A 16,717-nucleotide genomic window follows, 5' to 3' on the forward strand; every position below is an offset into this window, starting at 1 on the left:
CGGGAGAGGGAGTGAGGCCCGCAAGCAGAGAAGGCAATTACGAACGGCGGCGGCGTTCCTCGCGGGCCTTGCGGCGGGCTTCGATGTCCTCGTTGGAGGAAATTTCGCCAGCAGCCTGCGCAGCGGCCGACGGTGCCGCCGTCATCTCGCGGAACTTGTTCGTCCAGAACTTGCAGTTCCGGTCGGTGCCGTTCAGCACATTGGCGCCGAAGATCGCATGCATGTCTTCGTCGTGCAGCGGGTTCATGATGGCGGAGGTCATGCCGTGGCTCGCCGCCATCGCCAGGAAGTAGCCAGTGAGCGCGCGGCGGTTCGGCATGCCGAACGAAACGTTCGACGCACCGCAGGTGGTGTTGACCTTCAGCTCTTCGCGCAGGCGGCGAACGAGGCGGAACACCTGCTGGCCCGCAGTGCCCATGGCGCCGATCGGCATCACCAGCGGGTCGACCACGATGTCATGCGGTTTGATGCCGAAGTCGGCGGCGCGCTCGACGATCTTCTTGGCAACCGCGAAGCGCACGTCGGGGTCTTCCGAAATGCCGGTTTCGTCGTTCGAGATGGCGACGACCGGAACATTGTACTTGGCGACCAGCGGCAGGATGGCCTCGAGCTTTTCTTCCTCCCCGGTCACTGAATTGACCAGCGGGCGGCCTTTGGCGGTCTCGAGACCGGCCTTCAGCGCCGAGGTGACGGAACTGTCGATGCACAGCGGGTAGTCGGTGACCGACTGGACGATTTCCAGCGTTTGCCGCATCAGCGGCGGTTCGGTCTCGTTCGGGTTGACCGCGGTGACGCCGGCATTCACGTCGAGGATGTGGGCACCGGCTGCAATCTGCGCCAGGGCGTCCTTGATGACGGTCTCGAAATTGCCGGCCTGCATCTCGGCGGCCAGCTTCTTGCGGCCCGTGGGGTTGATGCGCTCGCCGATCACGGTGAAGGGACGGTCGAAGCCGATGATGTGCTCACGCGTGGCGGAGGCGACGAGGGTGTGGGTCATTGGGCTTTGCCTCCATTGGCGATGAGGGTCTTGAGTTTGGCTTGTGTGAATTCGGCTTCGAGATCGGCCTTGGCCTTCTCGACCTCCATGACCATGTCGTCACTCACGGCGACCGGCGCCGAGCGCCGCCAGTCTGCCAGGTAATCGTCGGTGTTGGTGGCGCCGCCGCGCATGGCGGCCATGTCGATCGCTTCCATGAAGCGGTTGTCGAGCATGCGCTTTTCTTCCTTGCGGCCGATCTTGACGGAGACCGCCGAGGGAATGTCGCGCCAGTAGGTGATGATGAGGTTGGCCATGATGGGCCTCTATATGCGATTGCCCATGAACGGCCAGCCGTCAGAAAACGACACTTATCCCCTGCGAGACGAAGCCTGTCCGGCGCCGCGTCGATGGGCAATCGGGCCTGTGCCTCCAGCGAGCGTCACGCCGCCGGAGGGTTTCCGGCTGCCCGCCTGCGGGCAAAGAAGCCCCAGACCCAGAGCACGATGATCGCGCCGACGACCGCGCCGATGAAGCCGGCCCTCTCGCCCGCGTCATAGACGCCGATCGCCTGTCCGAGGAAGGACGCCACGAAGGCGCCCACGATCCCGAGGATCGTCGTCAGTATGAAACCCGTGGGCTCGTTCTTTCCCGGCATCAGGAATTTCGCGATGATGCCGACGATGAAGCCGATGACGATTGTCCAGATGATGTCCATGGTGTTCCCCCTAGAGCAACCGGCGGTCGCCTGACCGCCGGCAAGTTGCTCGAAAGCTTTGATTCTGGTGCCTTTCCATAGCATTGCGGGATGTTTGCGATCAACGGCGGCGGGCGCCGGGACCGTGCCCGCATCGTCAGGCTCCAAAGATCGTCAGGCCCCGAAGAAGGTGCGCGCGAGAATCCCGATGATCGTGCTGAAGGAGCGTACGGCATCTAGGGGAATGTTCTGGCCATTGAGCGTTCCCGTGGCGTCGATCTCGGTCGCCAGCTTGTCCATCTGGCCATCCACTTCCACGTCGACGTAGGCGCTTTCCTTCATGATGATCTGGCCGCTGATCCCGTCAGCCGCCGCAAAGAGATCCGCATCTCCGGTGGGGGCCGCGAACAGGGCGTCGTCGGTGCCAGCGTCGGCGGATGGCAGCGTGAGCGTCAGGTCATACTGGTGCTGGTTGCCGACATTGGGCGTCTCGGTGAAGGGCATGTTGCCCTTCAACGGATATTCCTTGCCGGCGCACTTCGCAGTCAGCTCCATGAACCACGACTCGGTCTGGTAGGAATAGACCATGTCGCCGTTCCACACGCAGCCCTTGTCGGACGGCAGCCCAGCCGAGGGCACCGTGAAATTGTTGAACTGGACGGTATCGACGCGCTCGTCGATGAGGCCGGATTCGGTGGTCTTGATCTTCTTCAGGATCGAATCGCGCAGCAGGCTGGCGGTGGTGCTGGGGTTTTCGGGCTTCAGCATCAAGGTGCCGGCGAAGCGCCCGTTCGAAGCCGCCACCTTGCCGAGCGCCAGGTAGTTCACGGAGAGCTGTGCGCCATCGGTGAAGCCGTCGGATTTCACCACCCAGCCGCCGGCATATTGCGTGCGCTGCAGCTTCTGTCCGTTCGCGGGGTTGATCAGCGCGCCGTTGCCGGTCACGGCGCAGGATTCGTTGGTACCGGAAATCAGCCCGCCCTGCGCGGCCTGGCAGGTGATCTTCAGTGTCGTGTCGACCTTGGCATCGGCGAGGCCCACCGTGAAGCTGTCCTTTGCTTCCGCATCGCGGAGCGAAGGCATCGATGCCTTCATGGTGAAACTCACGGTTTCCGCCGCGAGAGCGAAGCCATTTGAAAGCAGGACGAGTGCGGTTGCTGCGATGAGCGACTTGTACATTGGGCTGTCAATTCCTCTTGCCGGCGTGGTGCCGTGTGGACATTGGATAAGTCTGTTGAGCCCTCCGAACCCGGCGGGCGTGCCCCTTCATCGCGATGATGTCAAAATTCTCAACCCGGTGCAATGGCTTGCGAGGCGCCGTGGTGAAGACGGCCCGCTCAGGCGGGATCGCGGATCAGTGGGGTTGTCGAGCAATGGATGCCGCCGCCGTTCAATTGCATGGCGGCATAGGGCAACACCGTCCAGCGGATGCCATGGGCGGCAAGCCGGTCGAGCGTCCGGTTGGTTGCGCCCTCCGGCATGATCAGCTCGCCTGGTGCCACCGCCAGTGAATTGATGATCCACTTGTTGTCGGCGGGTGTGATCTCGATGGTGCGCACTTTCAACTCCTTCAGCTTTTCGAGGAAGGAGAAGGGCAGGCCGAAAGGATCGACCAGCGCCAGGTCACGGTCGATCATCAGGAACGAGCCGTCGATGTGGATGTCGTAGCCAACAAGGTCGATGGCGAGCAGGTCCACGCCCTGCCGCTTCAACACCTCCGCCACCTGCTCGGCGCCCTCGCGGTTGACGCGGATGCCACAGCCGATCACCGCGGTCTTCGGATTGATCCAGGCGAAGCTGCCGCCTTCCATGAGGGCCGAGCCCGACAGTGTCCGGAGGATGGGGATGCCAAGCCTGGCCAGCGCCCGTGTGATCGCCAGTTCCTCGCCGCGCCGGATGCGCGTGCCCATGCGGCAGACGATGGCGCCACCCTTGACCATGATCAGCGGATCGCGCGTGTAGCACGACTTGAGCCGCCCGCCATCGACGCCGTCGACGAAATGAACCTCGACACCCCGGGCCTGAAGTGCGGTGACGAAGCCATCGTACTGAGCCTGCATCTCAGTGAGCGGCGGAACGCTGTCGCTCTGGAAGTACCAGCCCTTTTCAAGATCACCGAACGAGCCGATGCTTTCGATCCGCTTCGTGGGGTCGACGATTTTCATTTCCTCGCCCGGCCGGTGCATGAGGATCGAGCGGATCGCGCCTACGTCGTTGTCGACACCCCAGGAGCGGCCCCAATGGCGGACGAGTTCGCTCTCGTCCTCGAAGGGCGGATCGCCCGGCGTGGCGAACATGCGGACCGTCTCGTTGTAGATCCATCCGGGAGGGGCACTGTCGGTCATGTTGTTTCGCTCTCGTTTGTGGGGTTCTAGCCGATGACGCCGGCACGCTTCAGTACTTCGATCTGTTCTGCGGACAGGCCCAGGGCTTCGGATAGCACCTTCTCCGTTCCGTCGCCCAGTCGCGGCGGAGCCTTGTCGTACTCGACCGGTGTTTCCGAGAACACGATCGGGTTGGCAACGCCCGGAACCTGCACGCCGTCATCCCGCGTGAGGCCGATCTGAAGCCCTCGCGCCAGAACCTGTTCGTTGGCGAAGACCTGGTCGATGGAATTGATCGGGCCACAGGGGATGGCGGCTTGCTCGAAGGCCGCCACCCATTCCACCGTGCTGCGCGTTTTCATCGGCTCCACCAGCAGCGGGATCAGGTCGGCGCGGTTCACCACGCGGCCCCGGTTCAGCCGGAAGCGCTCGTCTTCCGCCAATTTGGGCACCCCGAGGATGGCGCAATATTCCTTGAACTGTCGGTCGGTCGCCACCGCCATGATGATGAAGCCGTCGCTCGTGGCGAAGGTCTGGTAGGGCACGATGTTGGGATGCGCGTTGCCCATGCGCGTCGGCGCCTTGCCGCCGACGAGATAGTTGAGCGCCTGGTTGGCGAGCACGCCAACCTGGGAATCAAGCAGCGCCACGTCGATGTACTGACCCACACCCGTCCGCTCGCGGTGATAGAGCGCGGCCTGAATGCCGATGGTGCAATAGAGCCCGGTGAAGATGTCGGCGAAGGCGACGCCGATCTTCATGGGCTCGGCACCGGGCGTTCCATCGGGCTGGCCCGTCACCGACATGATGCCGCCCATGCCCTGGATCATGAAGTCATATCCGGCACGTTGCGCATAGGGGCCGTTCTGCCCGAAGCCGGTGAGCGAGCAATAGATGAGGCGCGGGTTGACGGCCTTCAGGCTCTCGTAGTCGAGCCCATATTTCTTGAGGCCGCCCACCTTGAAGTTTTCCATCACGATGTCGGATTGCGCCGCCAGCTGCTGGATCAGTTTCTGGCCTTCCGCTGTCGCCATGTCGATCGTCACCGACCACTTGCCGCGGTTGGCGGAAAGGAAATAGGCGGCATCGCCCTTGCTGCCGTCGGCATTGGTGATGAAAGGCGGCCCCCAGCCGCGCGTGTCGTCGCCTTCGCCAGGCTTCTCGATCTTGATCACCTCGGCGCCGAAATCCGCAAGGATCTGCGTGGCCCACGGTCCCGCCAGCACGCGAGTGAGATCGAGCACGCGAAGCCCTGTGAGCGGACCGGCCATGAAAAACTCCCCTGAGATCAATGCCGCTTCTAGCGGCAGGTTGCCGGTTTCGCCAAGTGGCCCAAAAGCATGCCTGTCAGGTGAGGCCGGGAATGCCGGCCCAGATGGCATCCTCGATGTCGAGGCCGTTGGCCTCAGCCAGCGCCAGCTTTTCCGCATAGGGGTTCTTGTGGCGCTCGCCCCCCACCGCGAAGGCGGGGTCGACCGGGCAGCCGATCCCGAGGTTGGTGCGCACTGCAAAGGGCAGCATGTAGAGGCCATGCCGCACATTCCGCAGGAAAACTCTGCCGTTGGCAGCAACGTCGCGCATGATGGCGGGCGCCAGGAAGGCGCAGGACACGGTCTGAAGATCGAGGCCCAGCGCATCGCGTTCGAGTTGAAGCGATTTCCGCTCGTCGGCCAGCGCCTCGCCCAGAAACCTGACACCCGTATAGCCGCAGGCCTCCAGCCATACGGTGGCCCAGGCGATCTCGGCGGCATCCGGGATGGGCAGTTCGTTGAGAACGTCCGCGATGCGGGCTTCAGCGGTCATCATATCAATATGCATGGGCACCTTGATACGACAGTTCAGCCTCGCGGCAAACGGCTCCGTTCGACAAGCGCGCAGACGATCATTGCGGTGATGGCGCCCGCCGCGTTGAATACCAGGTCGAGTGCCGTGTTGTAGTAGCCGCCCACATTGGTGTTGGGGATCAGGAGGACGGCGGTAAACTCGACGATCTCGTTGGCAGCGCCCAGCCCCATGCTGGCCAGTGCTGCGAACACATAGATTGTCCGCGTTCCCCGAAGCATCGGATAGAGCGTGCGAAGCAGATGCCAGAGCAGCCACGCCGCGACGGCGAAGCCATAGAAGTGAACGACCTGATCATACTTGAGGATGCGAAGTTCGCCTCCGCCCGTCAGCGGCAGGAGCATGAGATTGTAGAGCACGCTGCCGTTCACCGGAACGCCGCCACCCGCCATATGTGCAACGCCCCACAGGCTCAGGGCCCACAGGATGCTCATCGGAAATCGCACATTGCGATGAACAATGGCCACAAGCCCGATGAGAGCCAGCATGGTGACGATGTAGCCCAGGAACTCGCGGTTGCCGATGAGCACGAAGTAGGCCGAGAACGCCGCGATATAGAGTGCGTTGAACGCCAGCACCACCCATTCGCCGCGGCTCAGCTTCATGGTTCCATCCTCATACGCCGCGCGCCGCCACGCTACCAAACCGCTGGCGTATCTTCCGCACCAGGTTGTCGCGCACATCGCGGTAGCTGTCGAGGATCTGCTCGCGGCTTCCCGCGGTGATGGAAGGGTCCATGGTGGGCCAGTATTCCGCATCGATCGCCATGGTGCGCGTCATCTCGAGTGCCCGGTGATGTGCCTCGGGCGACAGCGAGATCACGAGGTCGAAGCTCGAATCCTCGAGATCCTCGAAGCCTTGCGGCCGGTGCTTGCCGAGGTCGATGCCGATCTCGTCCATCACAGCAGTCACGAAAGGGTCCGGTGTTCCTGGTTTCAATCCGCAGGAAGCGACATAGACCTTGTGTCCGTAGAATTGCTTCATGATGGCAGCCGCCATCACCGAACGGATGACGTTCTGCGTGCAGGCAAACAGGACGGAGCTGGGAAGGTCTCCCGCCATCTGGTCCCGTCAGCCCCGCCAGTGCAACACGCAGACGAGGGTGAACAGACGCCGTGCCGTGTCGAAATCGACCTCCACCTTGCCGTTGAGCCGTTCACGCAGCAATTCGCTGCCTTCGTTGTGCAAACCACGCCGCGCCATGTCGATGGTTTCGATCTGGCTTGGCGTCGCCGTGCGGATCGCCTTGTAGTAGCTCTCGCAGATCATGAAGTAGTCCTTCACGATGCGCCGGAACGGCGACATGGAAAGACCAATCAGCGTGAGGCGTTCTTCGGCGGCGTTCATCACGTCGAAGATCAGCCGTCCGTCAGAGGTCGAGAGCCGCAGCCGGTAGGGGCCGCCAGGATTGGTGAGCAGCGTGAACGAATTTTCTTCCACGAGATCATAGATCGCCACGCGCCGCTCGTGCTCGGCCTCGGGCGAGGGACCGGGCCCGATCGAGGAATCGAGTTCGACCGCGCAGAGCCGATTCTGTAGTGTGTCCGTCATGGCGCGACCATAGCCGCGGGCCAAGCCCTTAAGCTAGAGGGAGTCCGCGTCGTCGATCTCGTGCTGGGGTACGTTTTCAGTACTCCAGGCCGGCCCCAGGTCCGCCATCTGGCATTCGAGGCACTCGACGATCAGCCGCACCGTGGCGCCGCCCGAGAAGGTGAGCAGCACTTCGCCCGCCGGCGCATCGATCTCCGCGAAGCTGACCGCGAGCAGCGACAGCACCGCATCCTTCTCGGTCATCGGGATGTTCAGGGTCTTCACCGCCAGTACCCGGTCGAAGTGGAGTCCTGTGCGCCGCCTCTGGCGGATTTCGGCCTCGTCCCAGGCAAACCGGTTCGCCAACAGCGCGAACTGCTTGCGCTTCGGGCTGTAACCCATGTCGCCCACCACCAGCACGGCATCCTGCATGTGCGTCGAGATGACCGCCAGGTCTTCGGTGTCGAGTGCCGAGAGCTTCAGCACGGCCTTACGAGCCCGAAATGCGGGTGACGTCGGCACCGCAGGCCGACAGCTTCTCTTCCAGCGTTTCGAAGCCACGGTCGAGGTGATAGACGCGGTTGATGGTGGTCTCGCCCTCGGCCACGAGGCCCGCGATGACAAGCGACACCGAGGCGCGAAGGTCGGTCGCCATCACAGGCGCGCCGGTGAGCTTCTTGACGCCGCGCACTTCCGCCGTGTCGCCATGGAGGTGGATGTCGGCGCCGAGCCGGGCCAGCTCCTGCACATGCATGAAGCGGTTCTCGAAAATGGTCTCGCGGATCATGCTGGTGCCATCGGCCTTGGTCATCAGCGCCATCAGCTGCGCCTGGCAGTCGGTGGGGAAGCCCGGATAGGGCTCGGTATCGATCTTCACGGGTTCCAGAGCATGGCCGTTGCGGTGGATGCGGATGCCTTCATTGGTCGATTCGACGCCGATCCCCGCCCCGCGCATGATGTCGATGACAGCGCTCAGATGCCCTGAATTGGCATCCTTCAGCAGCACGTCGCCTCCCGCCATGGCCACGCACATGGCATAGGTGCCCGTCTCGATCCGGTCGGGAATGACGCTGTGCTCGGCGCCCGTCAGGCTGGTGACGCCCCTGACCTTCAGGGTGGAGGTGTGGATGCCTTCGATCCTGGCGCCCATCTTGACGAGGCACTCGGCAACATCGCCAATCTCGGGCTCGGATGCCGCGTTCTCGATGATGGTGTCGCCATCGGCCAGCACCGAGGCCATGAGCGCGGCATGTGTGGCCCCCACCGACACCTTGTCGAAGGCGATGTGAGCGCCCTTCAGGCCTTTTTTGGCATTGGCGATCACGTATCCGTTCTCGATGGCGATCTCGGCACCGAGCTTCTCCATGGCGAGGAGATGCATGTCGACGGGCCGCGTGCCGATGGCGCAACCGCCCGGCAGCGACACCTTCGCCTCACCGCAGCGGGCGAGAAGCGGTCCCAGTACCCAGAAGCTGGCGCGCATCTTGGAGACGAGTTCATAGGGCGCGGTCGTGTCGGCGATGACCTTGGCCGAGAGCTGCTTCACATCGCCCTGCATGCCGTTCTGGCCCGGGCGCTTGCCCGCCACCATGATGTCGACGCCATGGTTCTGCAGGATGCGCTGCAACTGCCGCACATCGGCAAGTCGCGGCACATTGGAAAGAGTGAGCGTTCCGGGGGTCAGCAGGGAAACGATCATCAGCGGCAGCGCGGCGTTCTTGGCGCCGGAAATCGGAATGGTGCCGGTGAGGCGGTTGCCGCCGCGGATGCGGATACGATCCATGTGTCAAATCCCCTTTGCGGAGGCCGCCGGAAGGAATCACCCCTTCCGTTGGGCCTCCCGCCCGAATTGCGCCGCTAACAAGCACAAATGGCTCAATTGCGGCAACCCTCTTCCTTTGGGGGCGTTTCGGGCGATTCTTCCGCAGCCGTCCGGGTCTTTGCCTGGGTCTTGCGCTTGGCGATATTGGCCTTCAGGGCCTTGGCCAGGCGCTGCTTGCGCTGTTCTGCCTTGTCGTTCTGTCCATTCATGGGATGATTTTCGGCCTGTCACCGCCGCCCGTCAAGCGATGGGGTTGCGCGGGGCTCTCTCCTGTGGCATGTGTCCGCCCGCGTTTGACGCGAGTGTCGCTGCCGTAGCTCAGTGGTAGAGCACTCCCTTGGTAAGGGAGAGGTCGTGGGTTCGATTCCCCCTGGCAGCACCATTTTCCGGCTCCGATCAGGCGTCCCGTCCGTCGTCAAGCTCATCCAGCCTGACCGTTCCATATTCATCCAGGATGTCTTCCGCATCGAACGCTATGGGGTCCTCGACGCAGGCCACCACCATGATGTGCCCGCGTTTCAGGGCTTTGCGATAGGCCGGGTTGTCGAGATCGGGCATGAGATGCTCACCGACATAGTCCCAGAATTCCTTTGCATCGTTTGCCACGCCACGCGGCGAGTTGGGTGACCCGGACGCATCGGCTTCGGGAAAGATGCGGATGGCTTCACGCGGAATTCCGTCTTGCACCAGCCGGTCTATGGCCTGCAGGGCAACGCCTCTTTCGTGGAAGAAGGCGGTCACGTTTCGATGCGGCATGAGACTCTTTCAGGGAATCGGGTTGGAGCGAGAACGAGACGCATAACGGATGGGCGGAGGATTGGTTCCCACGATGGGAATGATCGCCAGGGAGATAGCATGACCTGGCAAATGAGGCTGCAGGCTGTTGCCTCGTTGGAAGCTCCACTCAGGAGAAGCTAAAATTTTACGTGAGTTGGCAAGCCCCTGTTGACCATGCTCGCTCTCGATCCGTTTACCATGTGGCGGGGGTGGTAATCTCCGGTCCGGGACGACGGGAATCGGGAGAGAGAAGATGGCACAATCAGCCACCGCATCGGAACTCGGCCGGCGCGTGAACCTGCTCGACCAGAACATCCGGCTTGCACGCGAGGCGCATGCCGAGATACTCGAGGCCATACGGAATATCCACGACGCGGCGGTCCTTCGCCTCGAAGTGCTGAAGGATGAATTGACGCCGCTCCTCTCAGGTAATCCTGCGGCGCGGCGGTTCGTCGATCTGGCGCTTGTGCCGGGCCATCCGCCCCGGCTGTGGATCGACATGACAAGCTACGTCATCATGTCTCCCGATCCATCGACTTACCTGCTGCAGCGCGACAGCTTCAGCAGCAGCGAGGTGCTTTTCCAGTCATCGCAGCGTGACGAGATGGTCGCGGCGATCCTGAGGCATGTCGCCAGCCATCTGGTGGAGCGCGAAAAGCAATTGCAGATCATGTCGGCGGCGGAGTCAGGCTGGGTCATCCCGGCCAGTCGCAGTTCTTCGCTGATGCTGGCCTGGCTCAGCGGGCTGACGCTCGGCATCAGCATGATGGCGGCGGTGTTGAGCTGGGCCATCCACTGAGTGCGTTCAATCCGGCGGAGACTCGCCTGACAGTCCGCCCCGGACCAGTGAATCGCGATGCGTGCGCCGCCACGCTTCGGGAATATCGAAAGCGCCTTGCCAGATGCCGTGGCGGGCCTCCTTCGCCTCCGCTTCCTCGTCCACATAGTCACGGCCATGCTGGCGATAGGCGATGGCCCAGCCGAGGCGCACCAGTTCGCCATTGATGTCCAGCGTCTCCGCCCTGCACTGTGCCACCAGCCGTCCATAGCGGTCAGTCTCGATGATCCGGCAATCGAGCGGCTTGTTCTTCACCAGCTTGCGCAGGGCATCACGGGCTTCGCGGCCGCAAGGGTAGTCCCGGCCAGCGGACGATGTGCAGGTCTGGTGCAGTTCCGGTGCATCGATCGCATGTAGGCGAAATTCCTGCGCCCCCTTTCGCAGCGAGTCGCCATCGATTGCCGTGAAGGTCCCGCTTTCCGGCGCAAGCCAGCCCGCCTGCCGGGCCGCAAGGGCCGCCATGGCGAGTACGGCCATCAGGACCAGAACATTCTTCACATTGCGCAGCAGGGTGCGGCCACGCTGCCACGAACGGCTCAAGGGCGGTCCTTGTCCCAGCGCGAGGCGGCGGCATCGTCACTGTCCTTGGACTCCACCCAGCTTTCCCCTTCAGCGCCTTCCTCGAGCTTCCAGAACGGGGCCTTTGTCTTGAGCCAGTCGATGAGAAAATGGCAAGCCTCGAAGGCCGCCTCGCGGTGGGCCGAGGCCGTGATGACGAGGACGATATCCTCTCCCGGCTCAAGCCGCCCGTAGCGGTGGACGATGAGCGAGGCATCGATGGGCCAGCGGCGGAGCGCTTCGGCCTCGATGTCGGCGAGCGCCTTTTCCGTCATGCCGGGGTAGTGCTCGAGCGTCATGGCGCGGACATCCGCACCGCCCGAAAGGTCGCGGACGGTGCCGAGGAACATCACCGTGCCGCCGATGTCGGTGCGGCCGGCCTTGAGTTGGCGAAGTTCGGCGCCTGCGTCGAACGGGTCTTCCTGAACGCGGATCATGGGATGATGATGCCTTGACCGGTGCCGATCTTCAATTGCCCGATGGCGGGGCCATCTGTCCCAGTGCCTCATAGCCCACATTGGGGTCTTTCAGCAGGTTCGGAACGTCGGGGTAGATGCGCGGGGCCTCCCATGACCCATGGACAACGATGGGAACGGGCAAGGCTGTGGCCCCGTCCGGCCCGGCGGTCTTGAGCCTTGGCGAGGCGCGAAGGTCGAGCGCCCGCCGAAGCAGGTCGATCCCGCCGGTGAGCGTCAATGTCAGGTCCGGGGCATCGAGCGCGAACTGGCCGATGGCGAGGATGCCGTCGGAGATCGTGGCATCGGCGGCAAGCGAAGTGAAGGGCGTATTGCCTGTGGGCGCGCCCCAGCCTTCGATGACCTGCCGGCGCACACCGGAGAAGAGGTCCGCAGCGCTCGTCCCGGCGAACTGGCCTTGTGCAAGGTCGATCCTCGCCTCGCCCTTGAGGGTTCCCACCATTTCCTCCTGGGTCAGGCCTGATGCCGCAACGGAAGCCGAGAAACTGCCGATGCCTGACAGGAAGCCGATTCCCGTCGCATTTGCCAATGGAGCCAGGGCGGCATTCCCAACCTTGACGCTTGCCGAGATGGCAGGCGGCAGCACCGTGGCATCGGCGGTGGCGCCGAAGGACAATGATCCACCTTCGGCAAGCTGGGCTGATCCCACGGATTCGAGCATTCCGCCGGAGAGTTTTGCCGTCACGCGCGCCGGGCCGGTCTTCAACTCCACGAGGCCAAGCGCGTCCGTTTCAATCTCGATCTCGGCGTCGAAGGACTTGAGCAGGCCGAAGGCGATGCGCGTTCGCCCCCATTCGCCGGGTTTCGCGCCGCTGGATGGCAGAAAGCTGTCCAAAGCGAGAAATGGCGTTCTCAGGGCGGCCTGCAGCTTGGGCACCTCTGCGCGGAGGTCGAGAACTACGTCGCCCGCACCCCGGAACCCGCCCACCGTCAGCGCGGCACCGCGCACCGCGAAGGCCCGGCCCGCACTGTCGAGCCCGCCATCAATGTTGACAGGCCCCGCGATCGTGATGCCCTCGGGAATGGAAATGCCTGCCCAGCGCATGCTCGCCGCAGGGTCGGGGCTGACGAGGCTCATGGGGCCTGTGAGACTCAAGACCCGTGCAGTCGAGATGCGGCCGCTGAAGGTGGCCTTTGCTTCCGGCGCCTCGATGGCGAGATCGAGCGGCGAGCCGTCGGCATTGACGCGCGGCAACGACTTGAGCGCGGCGTCGATGCGGACGATGCGGCCATTCATCACCGCCGTACCCTTGAACCCCAGGCCGCCATCCGCGCCGGCGTCGAGAATCCCGTCGAGGCCTCCCATGCTCAGGCTCTGGGCATTTCGGATGTCAAAGTACCGGATCGAGGCATCCTCGAGCGTGACGGACATGCCGTCCGGCAGGCTGGCTTCCGGAACATCCCAGCTCGCCTGTCCCCGCTCGTCGATGAGCAAGGCGAATTCCGCGCGTTCCAGCGTCACTTTTGAAAGGCTTGCGTCATGCGTCAAAAGATCGGCGAAGGTCACGGGTATGACGAGCGAGCCCATGGTCAGCACCGATTCGGCCTCGTTGCCCTGACCGGCAAGGGAGGCTCCATCGATGCGGATCGCCAGCGGAGAGAACGAGAGGCTGGCGCCGCCCTTGACCGACAGTTTGCGCCCAAGCTGCGCCTGAGCCTGTTGCTGGAGATAGCCCACGGCCCAACGCGGCGACAGCACCAGCCATCCGGCCGCGGCCAGTGAAACAAGGCCCGCCACGGCAATTGCCGCAATCATTCGTCCGCGCATCGGAAACTCCTGAAATCGCGCCGCTTTTCGGCGGGACTTGCGGCCCTTCTGTGACATGACTAGAGGGTCCTCACCAATCCGGAGTGAGCCTTACATGACCGACCAGCCTTTGTGGACCCCCGACGAGACCCGCATCGCCGCGTCGAACCTCAGGCGGTTCATGGAGCGGGTGGAGAGAAGCCAGGGCGTGGTGCTGGCGGGCTTCGACGATGTGCTGCGCTATTCGGTGGACCACCCGCAGTCCTTCTGGAACACGCTCTGGGACTTCTGCGATGTGAAGGCCGAGACCCGCGGCGCCCGCGTATTGATCGATGGCGACAGGATGCCCGGCGGGCGGTTTTTCCCCGACGCGAAGCTGAACTATGCGGAGAACCTCCTGCGGAAGTCGGATGACAGCGATGCGCTGGTGTTCCGTGGCGAAGACAAGGTTGAGCGCCGCATGAGTTGGGCCGAACTCAATGCCGCCGTGGCAAGGCTTCACCGCGCGCTGGCGGCTGCGGGCGTGCAGGCGGGAGACCGCGTCTGCGCCGTCGTGCCCAACATGCCTGAATCCATCGTCTGCTTCCTGGCGGCTGCATCGCTTGGCGCCATCTGGTCATCCTGCTCGCCCGACTTCGGCGAGCGCGGCATCCTCGATCGCTTCGGCCAGATCGCGCCCAAGATCCTCATCACCTGCGATGGTTACTACTATGCGGGCAAGACCATCCGCATGGCCGAGAAGATCGGCAATGTCCTGAAGGACCTGAAGACAGTCGAGCGCGCCATCGTCATCGACTACATCGGAGAATCGGAAAATGTGGCGGGCGCCTTGCGCGGCGGCGTCAGGCTCTCACGCTTCGTGTCGGGGCACAGTGACGCGCCGATTGCCTTCGCACAAATGCCCTTCGATCATCCACTTTACATTCTCTATTCGTCCGGCACCACGGGCATTCCGAAGTGCATCGTTCACCGTGCGGGCGGCATCCTGCTCAAGCACCTCTGCGAGCATGTGCTGAACACCGATACCAAGCCCACTGACAAGCTGTTCTATTTCTCCACCTGCGGCTGGATGATGTGGAACTGGCTCGTCTCCGGCCTCGCCGCGGGAGCGACCCTGCTTCTCTACGACGGTTCTCCATTCCATCCGTCCGAGCGCGTGCTCTTCGACTATGCCGATGCCGAGGGCATGACCATCTTCGGAACCTCTGCCAAATACATCGACGCGGTGAAGAAGAGCGGCCTCACGCCGAAGACCACGCATCGCCTCGACAGCCTGCGCGCCATGCTGTCCACGGGCTCTCCCTTGAGCGCCGAGAGTTTCGATTTCGTCTACGATGGCATCAAGAGCGACATGCAACTCGCCTCGATTTCGGGCGGGACCGACATCTGCGGCTGCTTTGTCGGCGGCAATCCACTCTCGCCGGTCTATCGCGGAGAAATCCAGGGCCCGATGCTCGGCATGGCGATGGATGTCTATGACGATGAGGGACAACCGATCAGGTCGGAGAAGGGCGAGCTGGTTTGCGTGAAGCCTTTCCCGTCGATGCCGGTGATGTTCTGGAACGATCCGGACGGCCTCAAATATCACAACGCCTATTTCGCGCGCTTTGCCAACATCTGGTGCCATGGTGACTTCGCCGAGATCACGGAACACGGCGGCTTCATCATCCATGGGCGCTCGGATGCGACCCTGAACCCCGGCGGCGTGCGCATCGGCACGGCGGAAATCTATGCGCAGGTCGAGCAGATCCCCGAAGTAATCGAGGCCATCGCCATCGGCCAGGACTGGGACAACGATGTGCGCGTCGTGCTCTTTGTCAGGCTGCGCGAAAGCGAAATTCTCGATGATGCACTCGTTGCCTACATCCGCAAGCAGATTCGCGAAGGGGCATCGCCCCGACATGTGCCCGCGAAGATCATCGCCGTTGCGGATATTCCGCGCACCAAGTCCGGCAAGATCACCGAACTTGCAGTGCGTGACGTGGTGCATGGCCGCGACGTCAAGAACAAGGAGGCGCTGGCCAATCCTGAAGCGCTCAATCTTTATGCGGGGCTCGCAGAACTCACGACGTGATGTGCCGCTCCTGCAGCGTGCGTGACAGCAGGATGACTGGCACCAGCCCTGCCGCCACGATGGTGAGCGCAGGCAGAGCGCTTTCCTCGAGTTGATCGAGCGAGGCCAGCATGAAGACGGTGGTGGCCAAGGTCTCAAAGTCGAAGGGCCGCAGGATCAATGTTGCGGGAAGCTCCTTCATGCAATCGACGAACACAAGGAGCGCCGCCGAGGCGAGTGCCGGCCATAGCAGCGGCAGGTGCACCTCGAAGAACGCACCCATTGGGCCGCGGCCCAGCGTACGCGCGGCCGCTGCCACGTTGGGTGTCACTTTCTGCAGCCCGCTTTCAATGGCGCCAAACGATACGGCGAGAAAGCGCACGACATAGGCGAAGATGATCGCCGCGATGCTGCCCGAGAGGAGAAGTCCCGTCGAGATGCCGAACTGCTCGCGCATGAAACCGTCGAGCGCATTGTCGAAACCGGCCAACGGAATGAGAACGCCGATGCCGAGCACCGTGCCCGGAATGGCATAGCCCATACTCGCTACGCGGATGATGTTCTTCGTGAAGCCCTTGCGGATCGCCCGGTTGGCGTAACCGAGGATCAGGCCAAGCACTACGGCGAAGCACGCCGCGAGAGTGGCAAGCAGAAGAGAATTGCCGACGGTGCGCAAGTACGTGAAGGACACGGCATCGTGCAGGCGTGACGCCGCAAAGCTCATCAGGATCATCGCGGGCAGCACAAAGCCGATCACGACGGGCAGCGAGCAGACGATCACGGCGAGCACGCGCTGCCAGCCGTTGAGGCGGATGCGATCAGGCTGGCGCGGTCGCTGCGAGGGCAGCACGAAGGATTGTTTGCGCCGCGCGGTGCGCTCGAACCATACCAGCACGAAGATGAAGAGCAGCATTACAGCAGAGATCTGTGCCGCTCCACCCAGGTTCCCCTGGCTCAGCCAGGTGGTGTAGACGCCGAGCGTCAGCGTCCTGACGCCGAAGAAGCCCGCCGCACCGATGTCATTCAGGCATTCCATAAGGGCAAGGGAAACGCCAACCGCGATGCCGGGGCGGGCGA

At 63.2% G+C, this 16,717-nt stretch carries 20 protein-coding genes and 1 tRNA gene; 3 read left to right on the forward strand and 18 right to left on the reverse strand.

Features of this window, described 5'->3' with window-relative positions; translation table 11 throughout:
* Positions 1-37: 37 nt before the first annotated feature.
* From ACEW8Q_RS03720 to ACEW8Q_RS03780, 13 genes are all read right to left on the reverse strand, one after another.
* Positions 38-997 (reverse strand): methyltetrahydrofolate cobalamin methyltransferase, encoded by a 960-nt coding sequence (locus ACEW8Q_RS03720; protein ID WP_373502707.1) that lies wholly within the window; start codon positions 995-997, stop codon positions 38-40.
* Positions 994-1,293 (reverse strand): virulence factor, encoded by a 300-nt coding sequence (locus tag ACEW8Q_RS03725; RefSeq protein ID WP_373502708.1) that lies wholly within the window; start codon positions 1,291-1,293, stop codon positions 994-996. Before ACEW8Q_RS03725 ends, ACEW8Q_RS03720 begins: the two co-directional genes overlap by 4 nt.
* A gap of 125 nt (positions 1,294-1,418) precedes the next feature.
* Complete coding sequence (locus ACEW8Q_RS03730; RefSeq protein WP_373502709.1) at positions 1,419-1,694, reverse strand: GlsB/YeaQ/YmgE family stress response membrane protein; 276 nt, start codon at positions 1,692-1,694, stop codon at positions 1,419-1,421.
* Positions 1,695-1,847: 153 nt separating this feature from the next.
* Positions 1,848-2,852, reverse strand: coding sequence for a hypothetical protein (locus ACEW8Q_RS03735; RefSeq protein ID WP_373502710.1), 1,005 nt, complete (start codon positions 2,850-2,852; stop codon positions 1,848-1,850).
* Positions 2,853-3,010: 158 nt separating this feature from the next.
* A complete protein-coding gene (locus tag ACEW8Q_RS03740; protein WP_373502711.1) occupies positions 3,011-4,018 on the reverse strand; it encodes a dimethylarginine dimethylaminohydrolase family protein in 1,008 nt (335 codons plus the stop codon).
* Between the two features lie 26 nt (positions 4,019-4,044).
* Positions 4,045-5,268 carry a CaiB/BaiF CoA transferase family protein gene (locus ACEW8Q_RS03745; protein WP_373502712.1) on the reverse strand — a complete coding sequence of 408 codons (1,224 nt, stop codon included), beginning with the start codon at positions 5,266-5,268 and terminating at the stop codon, positions 4,045-4,047.
* Between the two features lie 76 nt (positions 5,269-5,344).
* Positions 5,345-5,803 carry a hypothetical protein gene (locus ACEW8Q_RS03750; protein WP_373502713.1) on the reverse strand — a complete coding sequence of 153 codons (459 nt, stop codon included), beginning with the start codon at positions 5,801-5,803 and terminating at the stop codon, positions 5,345-5,347.
* Between the two features lie 32 nt (positions 5,804-5,835).
* On the reverse strand, positions 5,836-6,444 hold the full coding sequence (locus ACEW8Q_RS03755; RefSeq protein WP_373502714.1) for a DUF2238 domain-containing protein: 609 nt from the start codon (positions 6,442-6,444) through the stop codon (positions 5,836-5,838).
* A 10-nt stretch (positions 6,445-6,454) separates the two neighbouring features.
* Positions 6,455-6,901 carry a low molecular weight phosphatase family protein gene (locus tag ACEW8Q_RS03760; RefSeq protein ID WP_373502715.1) on the reverse strand — a complete coding sequence of 149 codons (447 nt, stop codon included), beginning with the start codon at positions 6,899-6,901 and terminating at the stop codon, positions 6,455-6,457.
* 9 nt (positions 6,902-6,910) lie between these two features.
* On the reverse strand, positions 6,911-7,390 hold the full coding sequence (locus ACEW8Q_RS03765) for a UPF0262 family protein (protein WP_373502716.1): 480 nt from the start codon (positions 7,388-7,390) through the stop codon (positions 6,911-6,913).
* Between the two features lie 33 nt (positions 7,391-7,423).
* A complete protein-coding gene (locus ACEW8Q_RS03770) occupies positions 7,424-7,855 on the reverse strand; it encodes a DUF2948 family protein (RefSeq protein ID WP_373502717.1) in 432 nt (143 codons plus the stop codon).
* A 4-nt stretch (positions 7,856-7,859) separates the two neighbouring features.
* Positions 7,860-9,152 (reverse strand): UDP-N-acetylglucosamine 1-carboxyvinyltransferase, encoded by a 1,293-nt coding sequence (gene murA, locus ACEW8Q_RS03775; RefSeq protein WP_373502718.1) that lies wholly within the window; start codon positions 9,150-9,152, stop codon positions 7,860-7,862.
* A gap of 92 nt (positions 9,153-9,244) precedes the next feature.
* Positions 9,245-9,400 (reverse strand): hypothetical protein, encoded by a 156-nt coding sequence (locus tag ACEW8Q_RS03780; protein WP_373502719.1) that lies wholly within the window; start codon positions 9,398-9,400, stop codon positions 9,245-9,247.
* 98 nt (positions 9,401-9,498) lie between these two features.
* Here ACEW8Q_RS03780 and ACEW8Q_RS03785 point away from each other — a divergent pair.
* Positions 9,499-9,573 (forward strand) — tRNA-Thr (locus tag ACEW8Q_RS03785).
* 14 nt (positions 9,574-9,587) lie between these two features.
* Here the strand turns inward: ACEW8Q_RS03785 and ACEW8Q_RS03790 are convergent.
* Complete coding sequence (locus ACEW8Q_RS03790) at positions 9,588-9,947, reverse strand: hypothetical protein (RefSeq protein WP_373502720.1); 360 nt, start codon at positions 9,945-9,947, stop codon at positions 9,588-9,590.
* Between the two features lie 274 nt (positions 9,948-10,221).
* Between ACEW8Q_RS03790 and ACEW8Q_RS03795 the strand changes: the two genes are divergently transcribed.
* Positions 10,222-10,767, forward strand: coding sequence for a hypothetical protein (locus tag ACEW8Q_RS03795; RefSeq protein WP_373502721.1), 546 nt, complete (start codon positions 10,222-10,224; stop codon positions 10,765-10,767).
* Between the two features lie 6 nt (positions 10,768-10,773).
* Here the strand turns inward: ACEW8Q_RS03795 and ACEW8Q_RS03800 are convergent, their stop codons facing one another.
* From ACEW8Q_RS03800 to ACEW8Q_RS03810, 3 genes are read right to left on the reverse strand one after another with little or no spacing between them, the layout of a single operon-like run.
* Entirely contained in the window at positions 10,774-11,346 is a 573-nt protein-coding gene (locus ACEW8Q_RS03800) for a thermonuclease family protein (protein WP_373502722.1), read from the reverse strand.
* Entirely contained in the window at positions 11,343-11,801 is a 459-nt protein-coding gene (locus tag ACEW8Q_RS03805; RefSeq protein WP_373502723.1) for a molybdenum cofactor biosynthesis protein MoaE, read from the reverse strand. Before ACEW8Q_RS03805 ends, ACEW8Q_RS03800 begins: the two co-directional genes overlap by 4 nt.
* Before the next feature lie 31 nt (positions 11,802-11,832).
* Positions 11,833-13,608, reverse strand: coding sequence for an AsmA family protein (locus ACEW8Q_RS03810; RefSeq protein ID WP_373502724.1), 1,776 nt, complete (start codon positions 13,606-13,608; stop codon positions 11,833-11,835).
* Positions 13,609-13,702: 94 nt separating this feature from the next.
* Between ACEW8Q_RS03810 and ACEW8Q_RS03815 the strand changes: the two genes are divergently transcribed.
* The gene (locus tag ACEW8Q_RS03815; protein ID WP_373502725.1) at positions 13,703-15,661 is read left to right on the forward strand and encodes an acetoacetate--CoA ligase; all 1,959 of its coding nucleotides are present in this window, start codon (positions 13,703-13,705) and stop codon (positions 15,659-15,661) included.
* Here the strand turns inward: ACEW8Q_RS03815 and ACEW8Q_RS03820 are convergent.
* Positions 15,651-16,717 (reverse strand): ABC transporter permease (locus ACEW8Q_RS03820; RefSeq protein ID WP_373502726.1); only part of this gene is annotated, 1,067 nt, incomplete at its 5' end. The genes ACEW8Q_RS03815 and ACEW8Q_RS03820 overlap by 11 nt on opposite strands.

The sequence above is a fragment of the Aestuariivirga sp. genome, assembly GCF_041738905.1.
GTDB lineage: Bacteria > Pseudomonadota > Alphaproteobacteria > Rhizobiales > Aestuariivirgaceae > Aestuariivirga.